At 63.8% G+C, this 21,264-nt stretch carries 18 protein-coding genes; 13 read left to right on the forward strand and 5 right to left on the reverse strand.

Annotation, left to right across the window (positions count from 1 at the left end; all coding sequences use genetic code 11):
- The first annotated feature begins 162 nt into the window (after nucleotides 1-162).
- The 5 genes from NA3_RS33580 to NA3_RS33600 are packed head-to-tail and all read left to right on the forward strand — an operon-like array spanning nucleotide 163 to nucleotide 11,570.
- A complete protein-coding gene (locus NA3_RS33580) occupies nucleotides 163-1,737 on the forward strand; it encodes a nuclease-related domain-containing DEAD/DEAH box helicase (protein WP_062968690.1) in 1,575 nt (524 codons plus the stop codon).
- Nucleotides 1,737-4,898 carry a helicase-related protein gene (locus tag NA3_RS33585; RefSeq protein WP_062968731.1) on the forward strand — a complete coding sequence of 1,054 codons (3,162 nt, stop codon included), beginning with the start codon at nucleotides 1,737-1,739 and terminating at the stop codon, nucleotides 4,896-4,898. Before NA3_RS33580 ends, NA3_RS33585 begins: the two co-directional genes overlap by 1 nt.
- Nucleotides 4,895-6,676 carry a DUF1998 domain-containing protein gene (drmB, locus tag NA3_RS33590; protein ID WP_062968692.1) on the forward strand — a complete coding sequence of 594 codons (1,782 nt, stop codon included), beginning with the start codon at nucleotides 4,895-4,897 and terminating at the stop codon, nucleotides 6,674-6,676. The genes NA3_RS33585 and drmB overlap by 4 nt, the downstream gene beginning before the upstream one ends.
- A complete protein-coding gene (locus NA3_RS33595) occupies nucleotides 6,673-9,828 on the forward strand; it encodes a sigma-70 family RNA polymerase sigma factor (RefSeq protein ID WP_128145422.1) in 3,156 nt (1,051 codons plus the stop codon). Before drmB ends, NA3_RS33595 begins: the two co-directional genes overlap by 4 nt.
- Nucleotides 9,825-11,570, forward strand: a complete 1,746-nt coding sequence (locus NA3_RS33600) for an AIPR family protein (protein WP_062968697.1) — start codon at nucleotides 9,825-9,827, stop codon at nucleotides 11,568-11,570. Before NA3_RS33595 ends, NA3_RS33600 begins: the two co-directional genes overlap by 4 nt.
- A gap of 536 nt (nucleotides 11,571-12,106) precedes the next feature.
- On the opposite strand, the gene NA3_RS33605 is transcribed toward NA3_RS33600, so the two are convergent.
- Entirely contained in the window at nucleotides 12,107-12,925 is an 819-nt protein-coding gene (locus NA3_RS33605) for an MBL fold metallo-hydrolase (protein ID WP_062968699.1), read from the reverse strand.
- A 108-nt stretch (nucleotides 12,926-13,033) separates the two neighbouring features.
- Between NA3_RS33605 and NA3_RS33610 the strand changes: the two genes are divergently transcribed.
- The 4 genes from NA3_RS33610 (at nucleotide 13,034) to NA3_RS33625 (ending at nucleotide 15,462) form a co-directional block, all read left to right on the forward strand.
- Nucleotides 13,034-13,642, forward strand: coding sequence for a helix-turn-helix domain-containing protein (locus NA3_RS33610; RefSeq protein WP_062968701.1), 609 nt, complete (start codon nucleotides 13,034-13,036; stop codon nucleotides 13,640-13,642).
- Between the two features lie 62 nt (nucleotides 13,643-13,704).
- Nucleotides 13,705-13,929, forward strand: coding sequence for a DUF6221 family protein (locus tag NA3_RS33615; RefSeq protein ID WP_062968703.1), 225 nt, complete (start codon nucleotides 13,705-13,707; stop codon nucleotides 13,927-13,929).
- Between the two features lie 59 nt (nucleotides 13,930-13,988).
- Nucleotides 13,989-14,327 (forward strand): hypothetical protein, encoded by a 339-nt coding sequence (locus NA3_RS33620; protein ID WP_062968705.1) that lies wholly within the window; start codon nucleotides 13,989-13,991, stop codon nucleotides 14,325-14,327.
- Nucleotides 14,328-14,421: 94 nt separating this feature from the next.
- The gene (locus tag NA3_RS33625; protein WP_062968707.1) at nucleotides 14,422-15,462 is read left to right on the forward strand and encodes a crotonase/enoyl-CoA hydratase family protein; all 1,041 of its coding nucleotides are present in this window, start codon (nucleotides 14,422-14,424) and stop codon (nucleotides 15,460-15,462) included.
- 14 nt (nucleotides 15,463-15,476) lie between these two features.
- Here NA3_RS33625 and NA3_RS33630 read toward each other — a convergent pair whose 3' ends face one another.
- Nucleotides 15,477-15,959 carry a MarR family winged helix-turn-helix transcriptional regulator gene (locus tag NA3_RS33630; protein WP_062968709.1) on the reverse strand — a complete coding sequence of 161 codons (483 nt, stop codon included), beginning with the start codon at nucleotides 15,957-15,959 and terminating at the stop codon, nucleotides 15,477-15,479.
- Between the two features lie 59 nt (nucleotides 15,960-16,018).
- On the opposite strand from NA3_RS33630, the gene NA3_RS33635 reads away from it, so the two are divergent.
- A complete protein-coding gene (locus NA3_RS33635; RefSeq protein WP_062968711.1) occupies nucleotides 16,019-16,996 on the forward strand; it encodes a pirin family protein in 978 nt (325 codons plus the stop codon).
- A 127-nt stretch (nucleotides 16,997-17,123) separates the two neighbouring features.
- Entirely contained in the window at nucleotides 17,124-17,438 is a 315-nt protein-coding gene (locus tag NA3_RS33640; RefSeq protein ID WP_062968713.1) for an excalibur calcium-binding domain-containing protein, read from the forward strand.
- A gap of 78 nt (nucleotides 17,439-17,516) precedes the next feature.
- Here the strand turns inward: NA3_RS33640 and NA3_RS33645 are convergent, their stop codons facing one another.
- Nucleotides 17,517-17,741, reverse strand: coding sequence for a DUF3618 domain-containing protein (locus NA3_RS33645; RefSeq protein ID WP_062968715.1), 225 nt, complete (start codon nucleotides 17,739-17,741; stop codon nucleotides 17,517-17,519).
- A gap of 99 nt (nucleotides 17,742-17,840) precedes the next feature.
- Between NA3_RS33645 and bcp the strand changes: the two genes are divergently transcribed.
- Nucleotides 17,841-18,314: a thioredoxin-dependent thiol peroxidase gene (bcp, locus tag NA3_RS33650; protein WP_062968717.1), complete on the forward strand. Its 474-nt coding sequence runs from the start codon at nucleotides 17,841-17,843 to the stop codon at nucleotides 18,312-18,314.
- A 75-nt stretch (nucleotides 18,315-18,389) separates the two neighbouring features.
- Here the strand turns inward: bcp and NA3_RS33655 are convergent, their stop codons facing one another.
- Nucleotides 18,390-19,667, reverse strand: a complete 1,278-nt coding sequence (locus tag NA3_RS33655; protein ID WP_128145423.1) for a DUF7159 family protein — start codon at nucleotides 19,665-19,667, stop codon at nucleotides 18,390-18,392.
- A 329-nt stretch (nucleotides 19,668-19,996) separates the two neighbouring features.
- Here NA3_RS33655 and NA3_RS33660 point away from each other — a divergent pair, with 329 nt between their 5' ends.
- Nucleotides 19,997-20,626 carry a TetR/AcrR family transcriptional regulator gene (locus tag NA3_RS33660; protein WP_265337430.1) on the forward strand — a complete coding sequence of 210 codons (630 nt, stop codon included), beginning with the start codon at nucleotides 19,997-19,999 and terminating at the stop codon, nucleotides 20,624-20,626.
- 142 nt (nucleotides 20,627-20,768) lie between these two features.
- Here NA3_RS33660 and acpS read toward each other — a convergent pair whose 3' ends face one another.
- The gene (acpS, locus tag NA3_RS33665; protein WP_030517926.1) at nucleotides 20,769-21,194 is read right to left on the reverse strand and encodes a holo-ACP synthase AcpS; all 426 of its coding nucleotides are present in this window, start codon (nucleotides 21,192-21,194) and stop codon (nucleotides 20,769-20,771) included.
- Nucleotides 21,195-21,264 lie beyond the last annotated feature (70 nt).

Genomic DNA, 21,264 nt, shown 5'->3' on the forward strand with positions numbered 1-21,264 from the left:
CCTCAGATCGGAGTTCAAGCTCGTGCGATGTAACCGAGGCTGGCAACGTAGCGATAAGGGCTCGCACTGTTGTTGAGGTCGACCAGCAAGGAGTTCGTCACTGAGGATCTCGAACATGCATTCGGATTCCATGCCCGTTCGACGTGAAGCAGGCGTATCTCGATGAGGATGATCCCGAACCGAATAGGTTCCAACTCCAGCCGTGCCGAAAAGGACATCTTTGCTCAGCTGTCCGAACTTGAAGTCGACGGTTGGCAGTACGCCCTACACAGCCTCAACCTCCCCGAACACGAACGCAAACGTGTGTGTGAGATCGACTTCCTGCTCCTGGGGTCGCGCGGTCTGATGGTTCTGGAGGTCAAAGGCGGTGCCATTTCCCGCAGGAACGGCGTCTGGCACACTCAGGATCTTCGTGGAATCCGGCACCGACTGAAGGAAAGTCCGCTCGAGCAAGCACGTTCGAGCATGTTCGCTCTGGAGAGCGTTCTGCGACGCGATGTTGGGACCGGACTGGTGGGTCGCACGGTGTTCGGGTATGGTGCCGTCTTTCCGGACTGCAACTTCAACGCGGTCAGCGTCGAGTGGCGTCCGGAGATGGTGATCGACGCTGCACGGCTTCGGACGGAAGGCTGGGCGGCCTACCTCGACAAACTAGGTTCGTTCTGGGACGGCAGGTCCGACGGACGAAGCCGACTTTCCTCGGAGGAAGTCGAGCGCTACCTCGGCGCCCTGCGTCCGGACTTCGATCGTGTGCTGTCGCTGCGCCGACTTGACGACTTGGTCGAGAAGGAACTGGTCGCTCTCACGACTCGTCAGTACAGGGCGCTTGACCATCATCGTCGGAATCCTCGACTGATCTTCGAGGGTGGCGCGGGTACGGGTAAGACGATGCTCGCGGTCGAGATGTGCCGGCGCGCACGGAGTTCCGGTGATCGTGTCCTGCTTACGTGCCGAAGTGACATCCTTGCGAACTTCATCCGTGCGCAGCCCGATCTCGACGATATTACTGTTGTCGCGTTCGACCAGGTGCCGACCTTCGAAGTCAACGCCTTCGACATGGTCGTCGTGGACGAGGCCCAGGACATCGTCAACGAGCAGGACCTCAAGGTCATCGAGGACGCGCTATGCGGAGGTCTCGCTGACGGGCGTTGGTCGTTCCTCTTGGACTCCAACAACCAACGTGGATTGGTTGGCCGGTATGAGGAAACCGCGATGGCGACGCTGCAGGCGCAGCGACCGGCCGTGGTGGACCTGATGGATAATTGCCGGAACACGACCGAGATCGTCGAAGCCACACGCGGTCGCACAGGCGCCGACCTTGGTGTTACGACGGCGGGGCATGGTCGGGAGGTCGTCTTGATTGAGGCGCGCCGTCCGGAAGCTGCTGTTGCCGTGGCCGACGTACTAGCGGAACTCGAAGAACACGATGTGCCACTGGAGCAGGTGGTGCTGTTGTCGCCACACGACCTGGCGAAGTCTATCTTCGTCGATCTGCCTGCCCCGTGGCGCCAGCGTGTGGACACGCTGGATCTTATGCGCATGCGCAAGCCGGGTCGCGGACGTGTCGGTTTTGCCGAGATAGCCGACTTCAAGGGCCTCGAAAGTCGGTACGTCGTTCTGGAAACGGACGAGGAGACGGACGAACAGGCGGCGCGAGCTGAACTGTACGTCGGCATGACTAGGGCCAAGGCTGCCTTGTGGATCGTTAAGTCTACGGGGCAGGAAGACGGGCAGTGATGAAGGTGGATGCCACCCGATTCACCGATCGGGACCGGATGCTGAGGTACCTCCACAATCAACTTGTGGGGCCAATCGACGGTGCCAGCGAAGTACTGTACGAGAAGGCTCCACAACATAGATATCTGACCGCCATCCTGTATCCGACATCCCTTGACGTGGCGGCAGCCGATGTGGGAAGCCCGGTCGACGACGACGAGGAGATCGACGATAGGCCAGGGGCTCTGCTGGAGGACAACGACGAGGACCCCGTAACACTGGCCGGCCAGAACCGCCCGAGCTCAGCAGGCATCAGCTTCATGACCACGAGCCGGTCAGCGCTGCTCGTCGAGGTCGATTCGGCCCGCTATCTGAACGTCGCCGAGGACGAGTGGCAACGTCACTCTCTAGACCTCAAGGGGAGCAACGCGGTTCGGTGCGTTCCGCCGGAATCCAGCGGAACGCACCGCAGTTTTCCCATTTGGGACGATGCAGCCACTGTGGAGGTGACCTGGCGTCAGCATCCCGGCGGGTTCATCGTCACGGTGGTTCTGGTCAACCGCAGGAGACAGGAAAAAGGCCGTCCGGTACAGCCGGAGGACTGCCTGTTCCAGGTCGGGCTGCGCTGCTCGGTGGTAGATGGCAGCATCACCCGCTACCCGACGCAGGTTCACACCCACGGCGACGAAGAGGCAGAGGAGCTCGAACTTCTCTACCGAGACGTAGCAGTTTATGCCGTGGGACACGGAACCGCGGCATGCTGGGACACCAACGCGGAACCTCCAGACTGGGTCAGCACGTCCTATCTTCCCGTACATGTAGTTCCCGACGTTGGATTCGACGTGCCGAACGTGGCGGATGCCGTCCGGTTGAACCGGCTGGCTGAAATTGAGTCTGCCTCGGAGCGCACTGTCGGCCTACTGACCAGGTTCGTCGACAGATATACGGACTGGATTGCGTCGACTTGGGAAGCAGCATCGGAGCACTTCCCGGCCCGACTGCTTCCCGCAGTACAGCGGCTTCAGGATCGGGCCGTGCGCGCGCGGGATCGCATGCTTGCAGGGGTCGCTTTCCTCCGCGACGATCCCGACGCACGGACGGCGTTCGGACTGGCGAACCGCGCGATGGCTATGCAGATGGCGCACAGCCGTGAGGATCTCGGTGGTTCGCCGCATCCGCCTTCCCAGGCACCGGACCCCACGGTGGACTACGAATCGCTGGACCCCACGTGGCGGCCGTTCCAGCTCGGATTCCTGCTCCTGGCAATGAAAGGCGCCGTGCATGACGGCGAGGACCGCGATCTTGTTGACCTGATCTGGTTCCCTACCGGAGGCGGCAAGACAGAGGCATATCTCGGGCTCGCCGCGTTCACCATCCTCCACCGACGACTGACCCGTCGCGACGAGGGAGCCGGCACCACAGTCATTACCAGGTACACGCTGAGGTTGCTCACCACCCAGCAGTTCCAACGCGCGGCCACCATGATCGCGGCCTGCGAGGTACTTCGCGACCAGGCCAACGGGGTGCTGGGTAGCCGGCCGATATCAATAGGGATCTGGGTAGGCGGCAAGAACAGTCCCAACACGTATTCCGATGCGCGCAAACTGTTGGCCCGTGCGCAGGTCGGCGTTGTGGAGGACCAAGGCTTCCAAATCGACTCTTGCCCGTGGTGTGGGACCAAGATTGTGCCGAACGGTCCCGAGGACGAACAGCTGTGGGGCATCTCGGTAACCAACAGCTCGTTCCGAATCAGGTGCCTGAACGAGAAGTGCCGGTTTCGAACCGGTCTGCCCATGTCGTCCGTGGACGAGGATCTCTACGAGAACCCGCCCACGATGCTCGTCGGCACGGTTGACAAGTTCGCTCGGGCCGCGTGGAACAAGGACACTGGGGCCTTCTTCGGCGCAGGCCACGACCCTGGACCATCTCTTATCATCCAGGACGAGTTCCACCTGATCTCCGGTCCGCTCGGAACTATCGTCGGACTCTACGAGGCGGCGTTCGACGTCCTCATGCAGCACCTTGGACACAAGCCGAAGATCGTCGCAGCGACTGCCACCATCCGTCGCGCGGACGAGCAGGCACAGGGGGTGTTCGGACGCGAGGTAGCACTGTTCCCACCCTCAGGGGTCAACGCGGCCGACTCGTACTTCGTCCGGACCGACGACGTACGGCCTGGCCGCGCATACGTAGGAATCATGCCTCAGGGGCACACCTCCCTGACAGCGCTCATCCATGTCGCCGCCGCGCAGCTGCAGGCTCCACTTGAGCTCAAGCTGTCGTCCCAGGTCACCGATGCCTACTCGACACTCGTCATTTACCACAACAGTCTCCGCGAACTGGGCAAGACGATCAACCTCGCCTCGGACGACATACCCTCGCGTCTGAAGGTGATCGCGCGGGCTGAGGACGAGATCAGACACATCGACGACGACAATGTCGTGGAGCTGACGAGCAACGTCGCTTCGATCCAGATTCCGAAACGACTCGAACGGTTGAAGAAGCCACACGACGACGGTGAGGGCGTGGCCCTTCTGGCCAGCACAAACATGATCTCGGTCGGTGTTGACGTGCGCCGTCTTGGGCTCATGACCGTGGTAGGTCAACCCAAGACGACAGCCGAGTACATCCAGGCAACCAGCCGAGTAGGGAGAAACGCTGACAGACCAGGTCTCGTTGTGACGGTCTACTCGCCATCCAAACCGCGCGACCGCTCACACTACGAGTCTTTTGTCCCCTACCACGCAAGTCTTTACCGCTATGTGGAACCGAGTTCGGTGACGCCTTTCTCGGTACCAGCGCGGGAACGCGCACTGCACGCCGATCTTGTCGTACTGGTTCGTCATGCCCTCGGCCTGTCCAATAACCAGGACGCGGCACTGTTCGACCCGGACGACAAACGCCTAGCAGCCCTGCTGGAGTCGTTTCTCGCGAGGGTGGAGCAGGCGGATGCCACTGAGCTCGTGCGTGTACAGGTTCACCTTGACGACCTGATCGAGACGTGGTCAAAGAGGGCGATCGACTCACAGGCCTTAGGAGGCCTTCGTTACAGCAACTTCGGCTACGAGCGACCGAGGCTGCTGAAACGGTTTACCGAAAGAGGAGACGGTTGGGCGACGCTCGACTCAATGCGCAGCGTGGACGTCGAGATCGAGGTGCAGGTGAGGGGAACCCATAGATGACCGCCCGCGAGGTACGACGTGCACAGATCATCAGCCCGTTCGGTCCGGGCGCGATCATCGATCTCGTGGGCGAGTCGTTTGTGGTCGAGGACGCCGGGAAGTGGCGACGCCCCCTCGTACCCGTCGACTTTCCAAGACTGGCTTCGTATCTGAAGATCGACTCGCTTGCCGCGCCATCGCCACGTTGGCCAATCCCCTATTACAGGTTTCCCCAGTGGCTCTTCTGCGGATCCTGCCGACGTATGTATCGGTGGTCGTATAAGAAGGAGGTTGCCAACACTGCGCCGGCGTGCGAGCAATGCCCTGGCAACAAACAACTTGTACCGATGCGGTTCGTGGCCGTGTGCGGCGCCGGGCACCTGGCAGATGTCGACTGGGGAAAATGGGCACACAGTGAGACGCGACGTGTCCGCGGCCAAGTTCAGTGCGAGCGGCACGACCTGAGATTCCTGAACAGATCCAAGGTCGGTGGCGGCCTGAACTCACTCGTTGTGCGTTGCGAGACATGCAGTGGAGAACGATCTCTGGACGGGCTTACGACCAGAATCGCCCTGAGGCAGATTGGCGTACGCTGCACGGGTAGACAGCCGTGGCAGGACACCTCCGACGCGCAGAACTGCTCCGAGCCGCTAGTGGCCATGCAGCGCGGAGCTTCCAGCGTGTACTTCCCGCGCGTCGAAAGCGCGATCGACATACCGCCGGAGTCAGCTTGGCGCACGGTCAGCGACCCGCTGAACGCACTGCGCCGAAGCAAGGAGTTCAAGTTCCTGGCGAGTGATCCGGGCTATGCGCTGGCCAGTCAGATGATCGATCTCGCTGCAGCACAGTACAAACTCTCCAGGTCCGAAGTGGAGGCTGCGCTGGCGCAGGAGACAGCGGACCCGTCTGTGCCAGCTGGAGGACCAGAGAACATTCGACCAGACGAGTGGTCAGCGCTAATCAATCCTCAAGTTGAGGAACATCACCCGCGCGATCTGTTCATCACCCGGCGCGCCGACGACCCGATGCGGGGTAACCCCTCCACCGAGAGCCTGTGGAGTCAGGTTATCGCTGATGTCGTCCTAGTGGACCGCCTGCGGGAAGTTCGCGTACTCACACACTTCGAGCGCCACACGATGCAGCAGAAGGTGAAGTCGAACCTGAGCGTGGATGCCGACTTTCTACCAGCCATCGAAGTGTTCGGTGAAGGATTTTTCTTGAGGTTCGACGAGAGTGCCCTTACTGAGTGGGAACGGCGCGCTCGCGTGGTCGAACAGTGCCGGAAATTGTTGGAACGGCACGAGAGAAAGGGAGCCGCATGGCTTCCGAGGCCGACACCACGGCATGTCCTGCTTCACACGTTCGCACACCTGCTTCTCCGCAACACCGCATTCGAGGCGGGCTACTCGACGTCGTCGTTGCGGGAGCGTCTTTACGTGACCGACGAGTCCAATTCGCCTGCCATGGCCGGCGTACTGATCTATACCGCGGCAGGTGACTCCGAGGGAACGTTGGGCGGTCTTGTTCGCATGGGGGAGTTCCCGCGGTTGGGGAGGCTGCTTGACATGTCAGTGACGTCGGCGCAGTGGTGCTCGTTCGATCCAGTGTGCAGAGAACACCCTGGTCAGGGGCCGGACGGTCTGTCTCTGGCGGCGTGCCATGCGTGCTCGTTGGTCCCCGAGACCAGTTGCGAGGTGACGAATAGACAACTGGATCGCGGATTGCTTGTCGATCCCGAGTTCGGGTTCTTCGCACAACTTGTGACCGCCATCGGAGGTGTTCCCGGAGGCGTGGTGTGAGCGCCGCTCTCCGCTCGTCTGTTCACGAAGCAACCAGTTACGAAGTTCTGGTTGCCCCACCCGGCGTTGATCAGGCCGCCGAGGCAGCTACTGCGTATCGCCGCCTGCGTGGTCATGGCAAGGAACTGCACGTCATCACCAGATCGAGCGTGCTGACCCACCGCATCCGCACCCTGATGCCGTTCGAGAGCCGCGGAGACACCGTGATGACCTTCGCTGCATACTGCAGAGACACGTGGCGCGCCGCATTGTCCGTTCCCGTCCAGAAGGTCGACGACCACAACGTGGACCTGTGGGAGTTTCGGCAACGACTCGGGGCTCGCTATGTACGGCCCCTGAACCGGAGGCACGTGGTCGTAGTCCATGGCCAACAGTTGCCGATCGAGTTTTTTGCGGTGCTTCGACTGCTCGGAATCGCAGCGACCGTGTTCATCGATCCCATGCAACCGGTTGACGAGTCGGGCACGCCGCTCAACGAACTGGTCACGGTCCTTGGCGCACAAATACCAACGACGCTGCGAGACAGCAGCGACAGCACCAGGCAGATCCGCGAGTTTCTCGGGCACTTCGAAGGTCACTTCCACATCAACGCTCCCTGCCGGAACGGACCTCGGCCGATGCTGGTTGGACACGACGATGTCGACGAGGAGATCCGGTTCATCGTGGACCACGCGACGAACCACCCTGAGGCACAGATCGGGATACTGCTGCTAACGCAAGAACTCGTTCAAGTTTACAGAACCGAAATCGAGGAGCTCTTCGACGGTGCAACTCAGTGGTACCTGGCCAACCATGTTGTCCCACGCCATGCCTGGGTGACGGCGTCTGAACCTGGTATCAAGGTTCTCACGTGGGCAAGTGCCATTGGAATGCGGTTCGACCACGTCGTACTGGCAGCTCTCGAAAACTTGGCAAGCCAGGAACGGTTTGAGAACTACCTACAGATCCTAGGCTCAACCGCACGGGACGAACTGGTTCTCTCCTATTCGGGAGCGGGTCGGCCGACGGCTCTACGAGGCCTGCCGGCTGACCTTTTGGACAACCGTGTCGAGAAACAGACTGACAGTGGGTGGCTGGATCTAACCCTCCCAGTGACTCAAGTGCCTGTCGACGATCCGGCGGGGTTTGAACCTGCTCCTCCGGCAGCCAATGACGAAGCGATGTCGGCCGCCCGCAGCCTCATCGGGACGAAGCTGACGAGCAACGCCCGGGCCAAGCGGGTCCTGACAACGATCGAGGAAGTCGGACTTGCCCTACTGATGCGTTCCGTCGGCATCGGTCTGACGGACGAACTGCCGCGAGGATTCCGGTCGACAGTCCGTGATAACGATGAACGGGCGCGGGCCTTCGACGTCATGGTGTTGCACAACATGGGCCTTGTCGGATCGAGTGTAAGCAGGTATGTCGGTGCTGGCCTCGATTTCGAGGACTTGCAGCAACATGGGGTGCTCGGTCTCATGCGGGCCATTGAGAAATGGGACGGATCCCGAGGACTCAAGTTCTCGACGTACGCCACCAACTGGATCAACCAGGCAATGAGCCGAGCCATTGCCGACGAGGGTACGACCATCCGGTTGCCGGTCCACATGTATGAGACCGTTCGCAAGGTTCAGGCAATCCGAAGCAAGTTGCAGCGCGAGAACGACGACTGCTCGATAGCGCAAATCGCCAAGCGCGCCGACTTGTCGCCAGAGCAGGTGGTGAAGTGTCTGCGTCTTGCCGCTGGTGTTATCAGCATAGATGCGCCGCTCGGTGCCGACGGCGAGATTACCTTTGCCGAACTGATTCCAATTCCATTCGAACACCATGCTAACCCGGACTATGTGGTGGAGCGCACACTTAGCGTGGAGCTGGTACGGAAGGCCATGTCGTTGCTCAACGAGCGCGAGGCCAAGGTCCTCAAGCTCAGGTTCGGCTTTGACGGCGGCGACGAGCTCACGCTGGAGAAGGTCGGTGAATACTTCTCTTTCACCCGCGAGAGGGCTCGTCAGATCGAGAGCAAGGCAAAGAAGAGTCTGGTCGCCAAGTTTGCTGAGGTGGGTATCGTCGCGGACGATTCCGAGCCGTATCTTCCAGCACAAACCACGCGTTCACAGACACCTGCCGCGGTAGGCAGGTCCCTGCCGGAGAAGCGACTGGTAAGTCGCCAGCTCGCGACCGGCCTGAGGTTGATTGAACGCCTCGGCGCCACAATCGACGAACGCACCGCCACAAAGATGCTGGCTGCACTGGTAGATCAGGCAGTGCGATCCGGTGCTCAGAAGATCCGAATCCGAACGGCTGGCACCAACATGACTGCCAGGCTGGCGTTTCTCCACGACGGCGAGCCGTTCTCAGAACCCGCTGTGCAGCAAGTCCTCTACAGCGACGGCTCACCTACGCTGGGCTCAATAACCCTAGGTACCGCGGCATCGCTCTACAACGAAATCACCAGCTGGACCTCCAATGCGGCCCTGGACTGCTGGGTTCTGACTCTGACCTCAGGTACGGACACGTGGTCGTTGCATCGTGCACGTAAAAACCCGCCTTCGGGTGTGGTGGCGGACGATGAGACCGGCTCATGGACGACCATGCTGTTCCGAGCACCGCTCCCACAGGTGGCTCAAGCGGACATGACTGCGATCTTGGACCGCTGTACCCGTGAACTCGGAGTCATCTTCGGGGATTTGCTGTCCGGCACTAGCATCGACGTCAACGGCAGCAAGGTGACCTCACACGACCCATTCCTCTGGAACAACCCCGCTGGACAGCATCTCGGTGAGGAACACGTTACTGCTGAGGGGCTTTCGATTCTCGTGAGCCCGCGTGTCCTCCCGCATCCGAGCTCCCTTCGGCCCGGCGACGCCCACTCAGTGGGCGATCCTTCCGAATGGCAGAGTACGCAAGGATTCTACGTGCGTTGCGAGGGCCGATTCTTGTCGTGCGGTGGGTGGCTTGGGATCGGAGGCCTCGACATGTCGAGTGATACCTCGCTCGCCCGCGTGCTCGTGGAGTTGCCTGTCGACCAGCTCGGCGCGTGGGAGGGTTCCGAGCCTGGTGCATACCTCGTGCCTCCGGAACCCTTGCGGCCACGGCTGACTGCCCTCGCCCGGATGGCACGAAACAAGTCTGCCCTCGTAATCGAACAACACCAGACTGGAGTCGCGACGTGACGGAAGGCGAACTGGGCACCTTCACCGGCGAATTGCAGCGCCGAATCGAGGACCGCGTCAACGCAGAACCGGAGCTGATGGTGCGGGACGCGTTTGTGAGCATTGTCGGCGAGTACCTGATCGATGACGGTGTGCTCGACGACCTGGAGACCTGCTACCTCTTTGTGCCATGGCAGAATCGTCGCGTCGAGGTCGCTGGCTACGACATCGCAGGCGACGGAACAATCCTCCAGCTCGTAACAACCGAATACGGGCTGGGAGCCCAGCCGCTGAAACGCGAGCGACTGACTCAGCTGGTCCGACGTGTGGGTGCCTTCGCCGAGTTCTGTCGGAATGGCATGCACGTACAGCTTGAGCGATCAAGCCCGACTTACGACATGGTCCAACGGATCCACACCGTGTGGCCGGATCTGCACACGCTCAGAATCTTCGTTTTCACAGACGGGACGACCGGGCTGCGGCGTGCCGAGCAAGCAACTGTTGCGGGGCTTCCGACCGCCGTTCACGTGTGGGATGCCACCCGGCTGCATCGACTGATCAGCTCCGGCACACAGCAGGAGGACATCCTCATCGACGTCGCAAAGCTAGGTTATGAGGTGCAATGCCTCGAGTCTTCGGAACAAGCAGATGGTTATCGCTGCCTTCTCACTATGCTCCCCGGAAAGCTTCTTGCAGATCTCTACGATGAGCACCACAGCCGTCTGCTTCAGCGCAACGTGCGAGCTTTCCTTCAGGCGCGCGGCAAGGTCAACAAGGGCATAGCAGAAACGATCAAGAGCCAGCCAGGCCGATTCCTGGCGTACAACAACGGTGTCTCTGCCACGGCTCGAGCTGCGGAGGTCGAGCGGACGCCGGACGGACTGCTCCTGCGAGGTTTGACAGAGCTCCAGATCGTCAACGGCGGCCAGACGACGGCTTCACTGCATCATGCGGCCCGCAGAGGGCTCGACCTGTCCCAGGTGACAGTCCCAGCGAAGATCACTTTGATTCCGGATGACCGTCTTGATCACATGGTTCCGGAGATCTCCCGTTATGCGAACTCGCAGAACGCCGTTACGGCTGCTGATTTCGAAGGCAACAGCCGGTTCCACGTCGGTCTGGAGCGCTCCTCTCGCGGTATCTGGGTGACACCACCCGGCGACGAGCTTCTGCAGACCCGTTGGTACTACGAACGAGTCCGCGGGCAGTACGACGTGGACAAAAACAAGTTCACAACCACGGCGTCACGGCGACGGTTCGAACGCGAGAACCCTGTAAGGCAACGTTTCGGCAAGACGGACGCCGCGAAGTATGAGTACGCCTACAACGAACGACCGGACGTCGTATGCCTGGGCGCGGAAAAGTGTTTCCGGACGTGGACTCTCGAGGCCGAACTCTCCGAGCGGGAGACACCCGATGACGCGTACTTTCGCCAGCTGGTTTCAAAGGCGATCGTGTTCCGGCAGACGCGATCACTGATCCAGAAGGAGAACTTCGGGGGCTACCTCGGACAGACCGCCGCCTATGTCGTTTCCCTGATCGTGCACGTTGTCGGTGGTCTGGATCTCGACCGAATTTGGGGTGAGCAGGCCTTGCCAGAAGCGATCGCGACCGTGGTCCCAGATGTCGCCCGGATAGTGCGCGGCGTGCTGACGACGCCGCCGAGCGGCGGAAATGTCACCGAATGGGCGAAGAAACCAGCATGTTGGGACCGCGTGCGTGCCGTTGGCTGGACTGCGCCGGCCGATGTACTTGCCGAATAGAGTCGCGGGATTGCTCATGTCGTCTGGTGAACCGGTGGTTGCCAGCCGAATAGAAGCATGCTAATGGAAGCAGCATTCTGCCGTTCAGTGAAGTGATCTCAGTGACCTTAAGCCGATCATCCGATGCTCGCACCCGCGAGCACAAGAACGGCCTTGACAAGTCGCCGGCACACTCCGGACTGGTCGTGATGCGCTGCAACGTCTTCCAAAGCGACTCAACAACCCGAAACCGCGCTCACCGAGCGTTCACAGTTCCCAGCAGCAGGGCGTTGTATGCGCGGTTGTCGCCATCGAGCTGCTCGCCGGACGGCAGTTTGATTGGTGTGTGGACTCCGCAGCTGTTCAGGCATTTTTAACTTGCACTATAGGATCAGCGGGTTCGGGGTTCGAGTCCCTGATGGCGCACTCCCACGAAGACCCCTGACCAGGAATGCCGGTCAGGGGTCTTCTGCGTTGCCGACCCGGTCGATCAACGGTTTCCACTCGGTCACAACGGGATTCACGTGCTTGTGCGGCCCGGCGCCGACAGGCTCGGATCAGCCGATCGGCGGTGCCAGGTATTCCAGCGCGTAATCGGCGCCGGCGGGGGTTACGCGGGCGATGCCGGGTGAGTCGAGGTGGGCGCCGGCGACGAAATGGTGTGGCTGGGTCAGTCGTTCGAGCAGGGCCGCCCGCGCGGCGCGGGCCTGAGATTGGTTGCCGTCGAGCTCCCAGGACACGGCCGGCCGATCGAACTGGAGCGTCGGAACGTGCACGGTGTCGCCCCAGACGAGAAGGTGGGCGGCGCCGGCGCGGATGTCGTAGACGGTGTGGCCGGGGGTGTGGCCCGGTGTCGGGATCGCGGTGGTCCAGTCGTTGATCGCGACCTTCTCCGACACGGGCACGACCCGGTCGCGGATCGGCTCCAGCCGACCCGTGAACACCGACGCGTCGCCCGCGCCGATCCACACGCGTTCGAGTCCGGTGAACGCTTCCGAGCCGTCCGGCGCGATCAGGCCGCTCACGTGGTCTTCGTGGTTGTGCGTGATGGCCACATCGGTGATCTGCCCGCGATCGATTCCCGCCTCGTCGAGCGCGTCGTAGATCAAACCCATGGTGGGGTCGTGCCACGCGTTGGACGCGCCGGTGTCGATGAGAAGCGACCGCGTGCCGTCGGTGACGAAGAAGGCGTTCACCGACAGCCGCAAGTTGCCGCCGACCAGAGGCACGGCGGCCGGCAGTTGCTCGAGCGCGCACCCATCCTCGCCGCGGAGCCGGGTCGGCGGCATGTCGATGTACCCGTCTCGCAACGAGATCAGTCGCAGATCACCGAATTCGAACGTGGCATGGTGCCGGCCACTCGAAACCCAACGCATGGAACCTCCGTCGTGTCGCGCATACGCAACTCTTCGATAGAAGACTTGTTCTCCTATCGAAGAAACATTCACTGTGGACGGCCAGATACCCATCGATCGAGGAGCACGGTGGTCGAGCAAGAGGCACACGAGACCGAACCCCACCACGGTGACGACCTGGCCGGCGCCTTCGGCGGCAACGTGCGGCGACGCCGCGAAGAGGCCGGCCTGACCCTCGAGCAGTTGTCGACACAGTCGTCGGTCAGCCGGGCGATGCTGTCCAAGGTCGAACGCGGTGAGAAGAGCCCGACCATCGGCGTGGCGTCCAGGATCGCCCACGCGCTCGACGCGTCGCTCTCGGATCTGATCGGCGGGTCGGCCGCTGCCGCATCCGGCACGGCCGTCGTCCTGCGCAAGAGCGACCGCCCCGTTTTCCGCGACCCGGAAACCGGTTTCGAACGACATATGGTGTCGGCCGCCCCCGGCGCGGGAACCGGCGAGATGATCGTCCACCACCTCCCCGCACAGGTCTCGACCGGGCTGCTGCCCGCCTATCCGCCGGGCACCGAAAAGCAACTCGTGGTGCTCGACGGCACCCTCACCGTCTCGATCGGCGGACTCAGCGAAACCCTGGAGACAGGCGACTCCCTGTTCTTCCAGGCCGACACGGACCACGGCTTCGCCAACCGAACCGACGCCCCCTGCGAATACATCATGGTCATCTCGCGCCGAACCTGACCGTTCAAGGGGGGTACGTCGGCCCACGGAACCCCTGGCCGGCGCGGGGCGTCCTAACAACCGTGGGGAGCATTATCGAGTTCATCGATGCGCGGTTGCGTGAAGACGAACGTGCGGCGCGGGCCGTCGACGGGGAGCGGCGGGCGTGGCGGGAGGTGCTGGCCAAGCGGCTCATCGTCACGCTGGCGCGGCTGCCGGACGGGGGCGGCCGGGAGGATCGGTTGCTGCGGTGCGTCGCGCTGTGCTGGGCCGACCATGCCGACTATCGACCGGAGTGGATCCTCTAGTCCCGGTCGGCGGGGACCGTGGCTAGGCTCGGGGCATCCGTTCGCGATCGGGAACCGATATGGCCGACTACGCACATACCGACCACGCCAGTAAGGGCCGCGCCGAGAAAGCGCGACGGCTCGCGGCCTATCTGTGGCAGCGCGGAGTCTCCGGGGCCGAACTCGCGAAAATTCCGGCCGCCACGCGCCGCAAACTCGCCCGGGCCGCCGACACGAATCCGCCCAGTACCGACGAGACCTGGACACTGGTCGCGCAACTGCTCGACGAGAAGGATGCGTGGGCCGCCCGCAACCCGAATCATCCTGCCGCACAACGCGATCACACGGACGAGAAGATTCTGTGGATCAAGCCGCCGGTGACGCCCTGGCTCGCCGACGACGGAAAACCGGCCACCTGACCCACCGGCCCCGCCGCGACTCAACTCCAGCCCGGCGATCGGCAACCGACCCGCACCCTTGACAGCAAGAAGTGAACTGGAGTTCACTTCTTGGGTGACCGACGACGCGCACCACTCCGGCACCCGGCCAGCGGCCTGGCGCGAGGACCTGACCAGCGGCGAGGACTCGCTGTTCGCCGACAGACCCGAACCGGAGCAGGGCCCGGCCTACCGCACCCTCACCTACGAGGTGACCGGCCGAATCGCACGCATCACGTTCGACCGGCCCGAACACGGCAATGCCATCACCGCCGATACTCCGATCGAACTCGCGCACGCGGTCGAGCGCGCCGACCTGGATCCGCGCGTGCACGTGATGGTGGTCTCCGGGCGTGGCAAGGGATTCTGCGGCGGCTACGACCTCTCGATCTTCGCGGAGAACGGCCTGTCCCCCACCGTGTCGGCCCAGCCTGCGACCGGAACCGTGCTCGATCCGGTGGTCCAGGCGCGCAACCACAACCCGTGGGGCACATGGGATCCCATGGTCGACTATCAGATGATGAGCCGGTTCAACCGCGGCTTCTCCAGCCTGTTGCACGCGAACAAGCCGACGGTCGCCAAACTGCACGGATTCGCCGTCGCGGGCGGCACCGACATCGCCCTGTTCTGCGACCAGATCATCTGCGCCGACGACACCAAGATCGGCTATCCGCCCACCCGGGTTTGGGGCATTCCGGCCGCGGGGATGTGGGCGCACCGGCTCGGCGACCAGCGGGCCAAGCGGCTGCTGTTCACCGGCGACTGCCTCAGCGGCAAGCAGGCCGAGGAGTGGGGCCTGGCCGTGGAGTCCTGTCCGGCGGACGAGCTCGACGAACGCACCGAGCAACTGCTGCAACGGATTTCGCGCATGCCGATCAATCAGCTGATCATGGCGAAACTCGCGCTCAACAGCTCCTTGCTGGCCCAGGGCGTCGCGAACTCGGGAATGGTGAGCACCGTCTTCGACGGTATCTCCCGGCACACCCGCGAAGGGTATGCCTTCCAATTGCGTTCGGCCACTGCCGGTTTCCGGGAGGCGGTGCGGGAACGCGACGAGCCGTTCGGCGATTGGAAGCGAACGCAGTTCGAACGATTCGACAGCACCGACGAGGCATGAGCGCTCCGGGCGCCTTATTCCGATGACACGACTTGGTCAGCGTCGCCGCCGTCACCCTCGGCGCGCGCACTCACCTTGTCCGCCAGGGAACGCACCGCCCGCGCCTCCGCATCGGTCAACTGATCGACGAACAGCCGCCGCACCAATTCGACATGCCGGGGCGCGGCCTGCTCCAGCGCCCGGCGACCGGATTCGGTGAGGCAGATCAGCCGGCCGCGTGCATCGTCGGCGGCCGGGCTTCGCACCACCAGCCCCCGCTTGTCCATCCGCGCCAGATGCTTCGACAGCCGGCTCTTGTCCCAGCAGATCTGCGCGGCTAGGTCGCGGGCGCGCACACTCCCCTCGCGCGCGTCGGACAGCGCTACCAGAATTTCGTAATCGGAGACCGACAGCCCGTCGCTCGCGAGCCCGGCGGCCATCGCGGCGTCGAGACGCTGACGCAGCCGGATGTAGGCAGACCAGGTCTGTTGCTCCTGTTCGTCCAGCCACCGCACCATGGGAATGATCCTACCGAGTATTTGGTTGACATGGACACCAACCGGCCTAGGAGGACATCATGCCCGCGATCACCGTCGACGACATCCTGGTGCTGCCGCGACTGCCCCGCCCGGAGCAGACCATGCGGCAGCGGCCGGTCCGGACCGTGACCACCGCCCACAAACAACTCGAGGGAGCCGGTTTCGAGGTGCGCCGCCCATTCCCGAGCCTCGATGTGCGCACCGCCGACCCGTTCATCCTGCTCGACCACATGGGCCCCGTCGCCTACGAGCCCTACCAGGCCAAAGGCGCGCCGTGGCATCCGCACCGCGGTTTCGAAACCGTCACGTACATGATCGACGGCACGATGGTTCATCACGATTCCAACGGCGGCGGCGGAACCATCGCCGAGGGCGACACTCAGTGGATGACCGCCGGCTCGGGCATCCTGCACGACGAGCTTCCCGCCGAGGACCTGGTGATCTCCGGCGGCGTATTCCACGGGGTGCAGCTGTGGGTCAACCTGCCGCGGTCGCTGAAGATGGCGGATCCGCGCTACCAGGATCTGCGCGCGAGCGAATTGACGCTGGTCACCTCACACGACGGCGGTGCACTCGTGCGCATCATCGCCGGGAATATCGGCGGCTACGAGGGCCCCGGCTCGACCTATACGCCGATCGCCTACGCGCACGCCTCGATCAGTCCCGGCGCGCGGCTGGAAACGCCGTGGCCGCAGGAGTTCACCGCGATGGCGTACGTGCTGGCCGGCAGCGGCACCGTCGGCGACGAGGGCCGTACCCTCACCGAGGGACAGCTGGCGGTGCTCGGCCACGGCGAGGCCGTCGCGCTGACCGCGGACGATCGTCAGGAGGGGCCCACCGGTCAATTCGAGGTACTCCTGCTGGGCGGCGCGCCCATTCGCGAACCGGTCGTGCAATACGGGCCGTTCGTGATGAATTCCAAACAGGAAATCATCGACGCCATAACGGATTTCGAGGCGGGGCGAATGGGACATATTCCGGCGGAACATATGACGGGCCGCCGGCTGGGTGAATAAGCGGCTCTCGGCCGTGCGGTTGACAACGGCGGTCGCCATCAGAACAGTAGACTCGGCGTTTCCGGCCCGCCACCGCGGGGAGTGCGGCCGGTCCGTCGTATCAACCGCAGCTGACATCGAGGAATACATGAACGTTCGCAGGCTAATCGTGACCGGCGCGGGCTTGATCACCCTCGCCGCCCCGATCGTCGTCACCGCCCCGTCCGCCCTGGCCGACGGTTTCATCCCCACCGGTTCCGCCGGCACCGGATCGTCGGGTATCGACGACGCCATCGGCGCCACCGGCTCGGCGGGGCTGACCCAGACGGGTTCGGCGGGAGGCACGTTCAAGAACTGTGACGAGGCCCGGGCGGCGGGTCGCGCCCCGCTGTTCCGTGGTGAGCCCGGCTATTCGCCGCACCTGGATCCCGACGGCACCGGTATGGCCTGCCCGACCGTCTGATCCTCGCGGCGGTCGCCGCAGACGAAAAAGAACCCGGTGTGACACTGTGTCACACCGGGTTCCGTCGTTTCTGCGGCGTCAGCGGCGGAAGATCTTGATCAGCACCAGCACGCCGACCAGAGCGCCCGCGCCGATCAGGCTGTACTTCACCTTCGGCTCGTTCACCTTCGCCACCACGGCCTTCTTGGTGTGGTCGGCGATCCGCTGTGGGTCCGCCCGCACCGCGAGCTCGTCGAGTGTGCCCGCGAGCCGATTGCGCGCGGCTTCGATCTCCCGCTCGATGTGCTCGGTATCCCTCGCCACGTTGTCTCCTGTTGTCGTTCCGGTAGGTCGCTGGCCGTCGAGTCTATCCGCCGCCCCGATGTCGCGTCCGTTGTCACATCGGTGGGCTACCGTGCTGGCATGACCGATACCAAAAAACTCGGCCCCGGCGATCCCGCGCCGGATTTCACGCTTCCCGACGCCGACGGTAAGCCGGTGTCGCTGGCGGACTACCGCGGCCGCAAGGTGATCGTCTACTTCTACCCGGCCGCCAGTACGCCCGGCTGCACCAAGCAGGCATGCGACTTCCGCGACAACCTGGCCGAGCTGAACCAGGCGGGCCTCGACGTCATCGGCATTTCGCCCGACAAACCCGCGAAACTGGCGAAATTCCGGGACAACGAGAAGCTGACCTTCCCGCTGCTCTCCGATCCCGAGCGCGAAGTGCTCCAGGAATGGGGCGCCTACGGTGAGAAGACGATGTACGGAAAGCGCATCACCGGCGTCATCCGCTCCACCTTCCTGGTCGACGAGCAGGGCGTCATCCAGGTGGCGCAGTACAACGTGCGCGCGACGGGGCATGTGGCGAAGTTGCGCCGCGACCTGTCGGTGTAGCGCCGACCGGCCATAGACGAGGCGAGGGGGCCCGGGACGATCGTCCCGGGCCCCCTCGCGGGCGCTTCGTGGCGTTCAGTCGCGCTGTGGCATCATCGCGACCATCCAGCGCAGCGTCAGCCGCCAGTGGTTGTCCCACCACTCGTTGAACTCGGCGGTACCGAGCTGCGGCGGCGCCGACTCACCCGGAAACAGCAGCGAGCCGTTGGGCGCTCCGACAGGGTCGGTCGGTGCGGGGATCACCGACTTGGTCTGCGGTGGTGTCGAATCCGGCTGCGGCGCCTCCTTGGCCAGGCGCTTCGGCTCACTCGCCGAGTCCGAACCGCGCACTCCCAGCCAGGACGAGCCGTCCGGGCCCCAGCCCGCCGAGGCCGGATCGGCGGACGACGGATCCGGCGCGGCATGCCGCGGACCCTGCGACGGCTGATCGGCGGGACCGTCGACCGGCAATTCCGGGATCGAATCCACCGCGGGCAGGCCCGGTTCCGGGCGTGCGTGGCGCGGCCCGCGGCTCGGCTGCGCGTTGCGGGCGTCGGCGAGGCGAGTGGTGGCGTCCGCGCGCGGATGGTCGGTGAGCTCGTGTACGCCGCCGATGGTCAGACCGCCGGCCAGCACGCTCGCCGCGGCGACGACCGCGACCGAATTGCGTGATGCCCGTGCGCGTTCGCCCGTTCCGGCGACGAACGCCTCGGGCTGCACCACGAGTGCCGCACCGATCGCCGACCCGGCCGCCGCGTCCGCGCACGGAATCACCGGCGCGTTGAAGCCCGCCGACAACACCGCGGCCAGCCCCGGCTGCTCCGCGGCCGAACCGATCGCGACGACCGCGCTGGGCCGCACGCCGGCCGCATCCAGCTGATCCCAGGCGGCCGCGATGCCCAGCCGCACCGAATCCTCGGAGACGAAGCCGGCGGCGGTCGCGGTGGCCGCGACCACGCGATCGCGATGCGGCGAAATCAGCGAGAAGCCTTGATATCCCGGCGTCAGCTCGCAGATCAGCAGATGATCGAATTCGCTCGCCCAGGTCATCGCCCGGGCCAGCGCCAGATGCGCCGACTTGGCCGAGACCAGCGAGGCCTCGTACCACGGCCCGGACGCCAAACCGGTGACGACCGCCCGCCGGCCCGCGGCATCGCGATAGGTCACGGCCGCCCCGGCGATCTCGTACTCCGCGCCGACCCGCGCCGCGAGTCCGTCCAGCAGCGATTCGATCAATCCGGGCAATCCGGCCGGCGACGAGGCGACCGGTTCGGCCACGTGGTGCGCGAGCACCCGGTCGGTCAGTTTCGCGCTTCCTTCGCGCAGGGCCACCGCGTCCACGCAGTCTCGCGCGATCGAAGCTCCGAGAGTCACCACAGGTCGAACCACCACAGATCAAGCCTTCCGTGTGCAGGAACCGCGCCGGAGAAGCCGCGCCGAGCAGCGGTTCAGCGCCGCAGCGGGAATGATCGAAAAATCGACACACCCCCGCCGATGTAGATCTACTCGGTATGTGTTCGTCACCACATTCGGCTTGGATGGGTTATGAATCGGACCGAATCCCGGGTACGGAAGTCGGCACCGTGTGTCATCCGCGTGTCGCTACCGCTAGCCTGGTGGATGTGGTGGAAGCGCGCACGGCACCGAGGTCGAACCGGCGTCCTGATCCGGCGTTGGAGCTGCAGGACGACCCGCAAGAGTTGATGCCGCGCCGGCGGCCCACCCAGGAGCGCAGTAAGCGCAAATTCGATGCGCTGCTGCAATCGTCGCGCGAACTGTTGGTCGAGGTCGGATTCGAATCGTTCACCTGCGAGGAGGTCGCCGCCCGCGCCGAGGTGCCGATCGGCACGCTGTATCAGTTCTTCGCCAACAAATACGTCATCGTCTGCGAATTGAATCGGCAAGACCTGGTGGCCGTTTCCCAGGAGCTGGCCGACTTCCACGGCGAAATTCCGTCGATGGACTGGTTGCGGCATATGAACAAACTCGTCGACCACCTCGCGGAACTGTGGATGACCGATCCCTCGCGGCGCGAGGTGTGGCTGGCCATGCAGTCGACCCCGTCCACTCGCGCCACCGGCGCCATCCACGAGAAGGAATTCGCCGAGGCGGTGCAGCAGATGCTGCGGCCGCTGATGCCACGCACCCCGCGCGGGCGCCGCTCGATGATGGCGCAGGTGCTGGTGCACGTGGTCTATTCGATGCTGAACTTCTCGGTACAGGACGGGCTCAGCCACGAGGCGGCCGTGGCCGAACTCAAGCGGCTGATGGTCGCGTACCTGTTGATCGCGGAGAAGGAATCGCGCACCGGACAACGCGATTCGACGGACTGATCGCGCGCAGTCGTACCTCTCGCCGGCGGAGCTTTCCGTCGCTCCGACGAAGGGCGGAACCGGCGACGTGTGAGCGAGACGTCGCCGGTTCCGGCCTTCGCAGGAGCGACGGGCCGACTCGGGCTGCCGGAGCCCTACCGCCTCAGGGGTTTTCGATCAGATCCGCCAACTCGCCCGGATCCTCGAGGACGACCATCGCGGCGGCCGTATCGCCGTCGTGCGTGATCGACAGGTGCACCCGCACCCGCGGCAGGAATTCCGCTGCCAGTCCGTGCAATTTGATGCTGGGCCGGCCCCAGGCGTCGTTCACCACTTCGATGAGCGGATACGGATTGTCACCGATCTGCGGGCGGCGAGCGAACCGGGAGGTGGCCCATGCTTTGAGCACCGCCTCCTTGGCCGCCCACCGCGCCGCGAAGCTGCGGGCCGGATCGGTGCCCTTGCTCTGACAGTAACGCCGCTCACCCGCGGTGAAACTCTCCCGGAGCATGGTGGTTCCGGCCCGTTCGAGCTGTTCGGCGAAATCGGAGATGGTCACCAGATCCAGGCCGATACCGAGGATGGTCATGAATCCGCAGCCTACGGATTCGGCGAGCCATCATCGGTATCGGCGGATCGTTACCCGGGAGTTGTTACCT

This window comes from Nocardia africana NBRC 100379, from assembly GCF_001612635.1.
Taxonomy (GTDB): Bacteria; Actinomycetota; Actinomycetes; order Mycobacteriales; family Mycobacteriaceae; genus Nocardia; species Nocardia africana.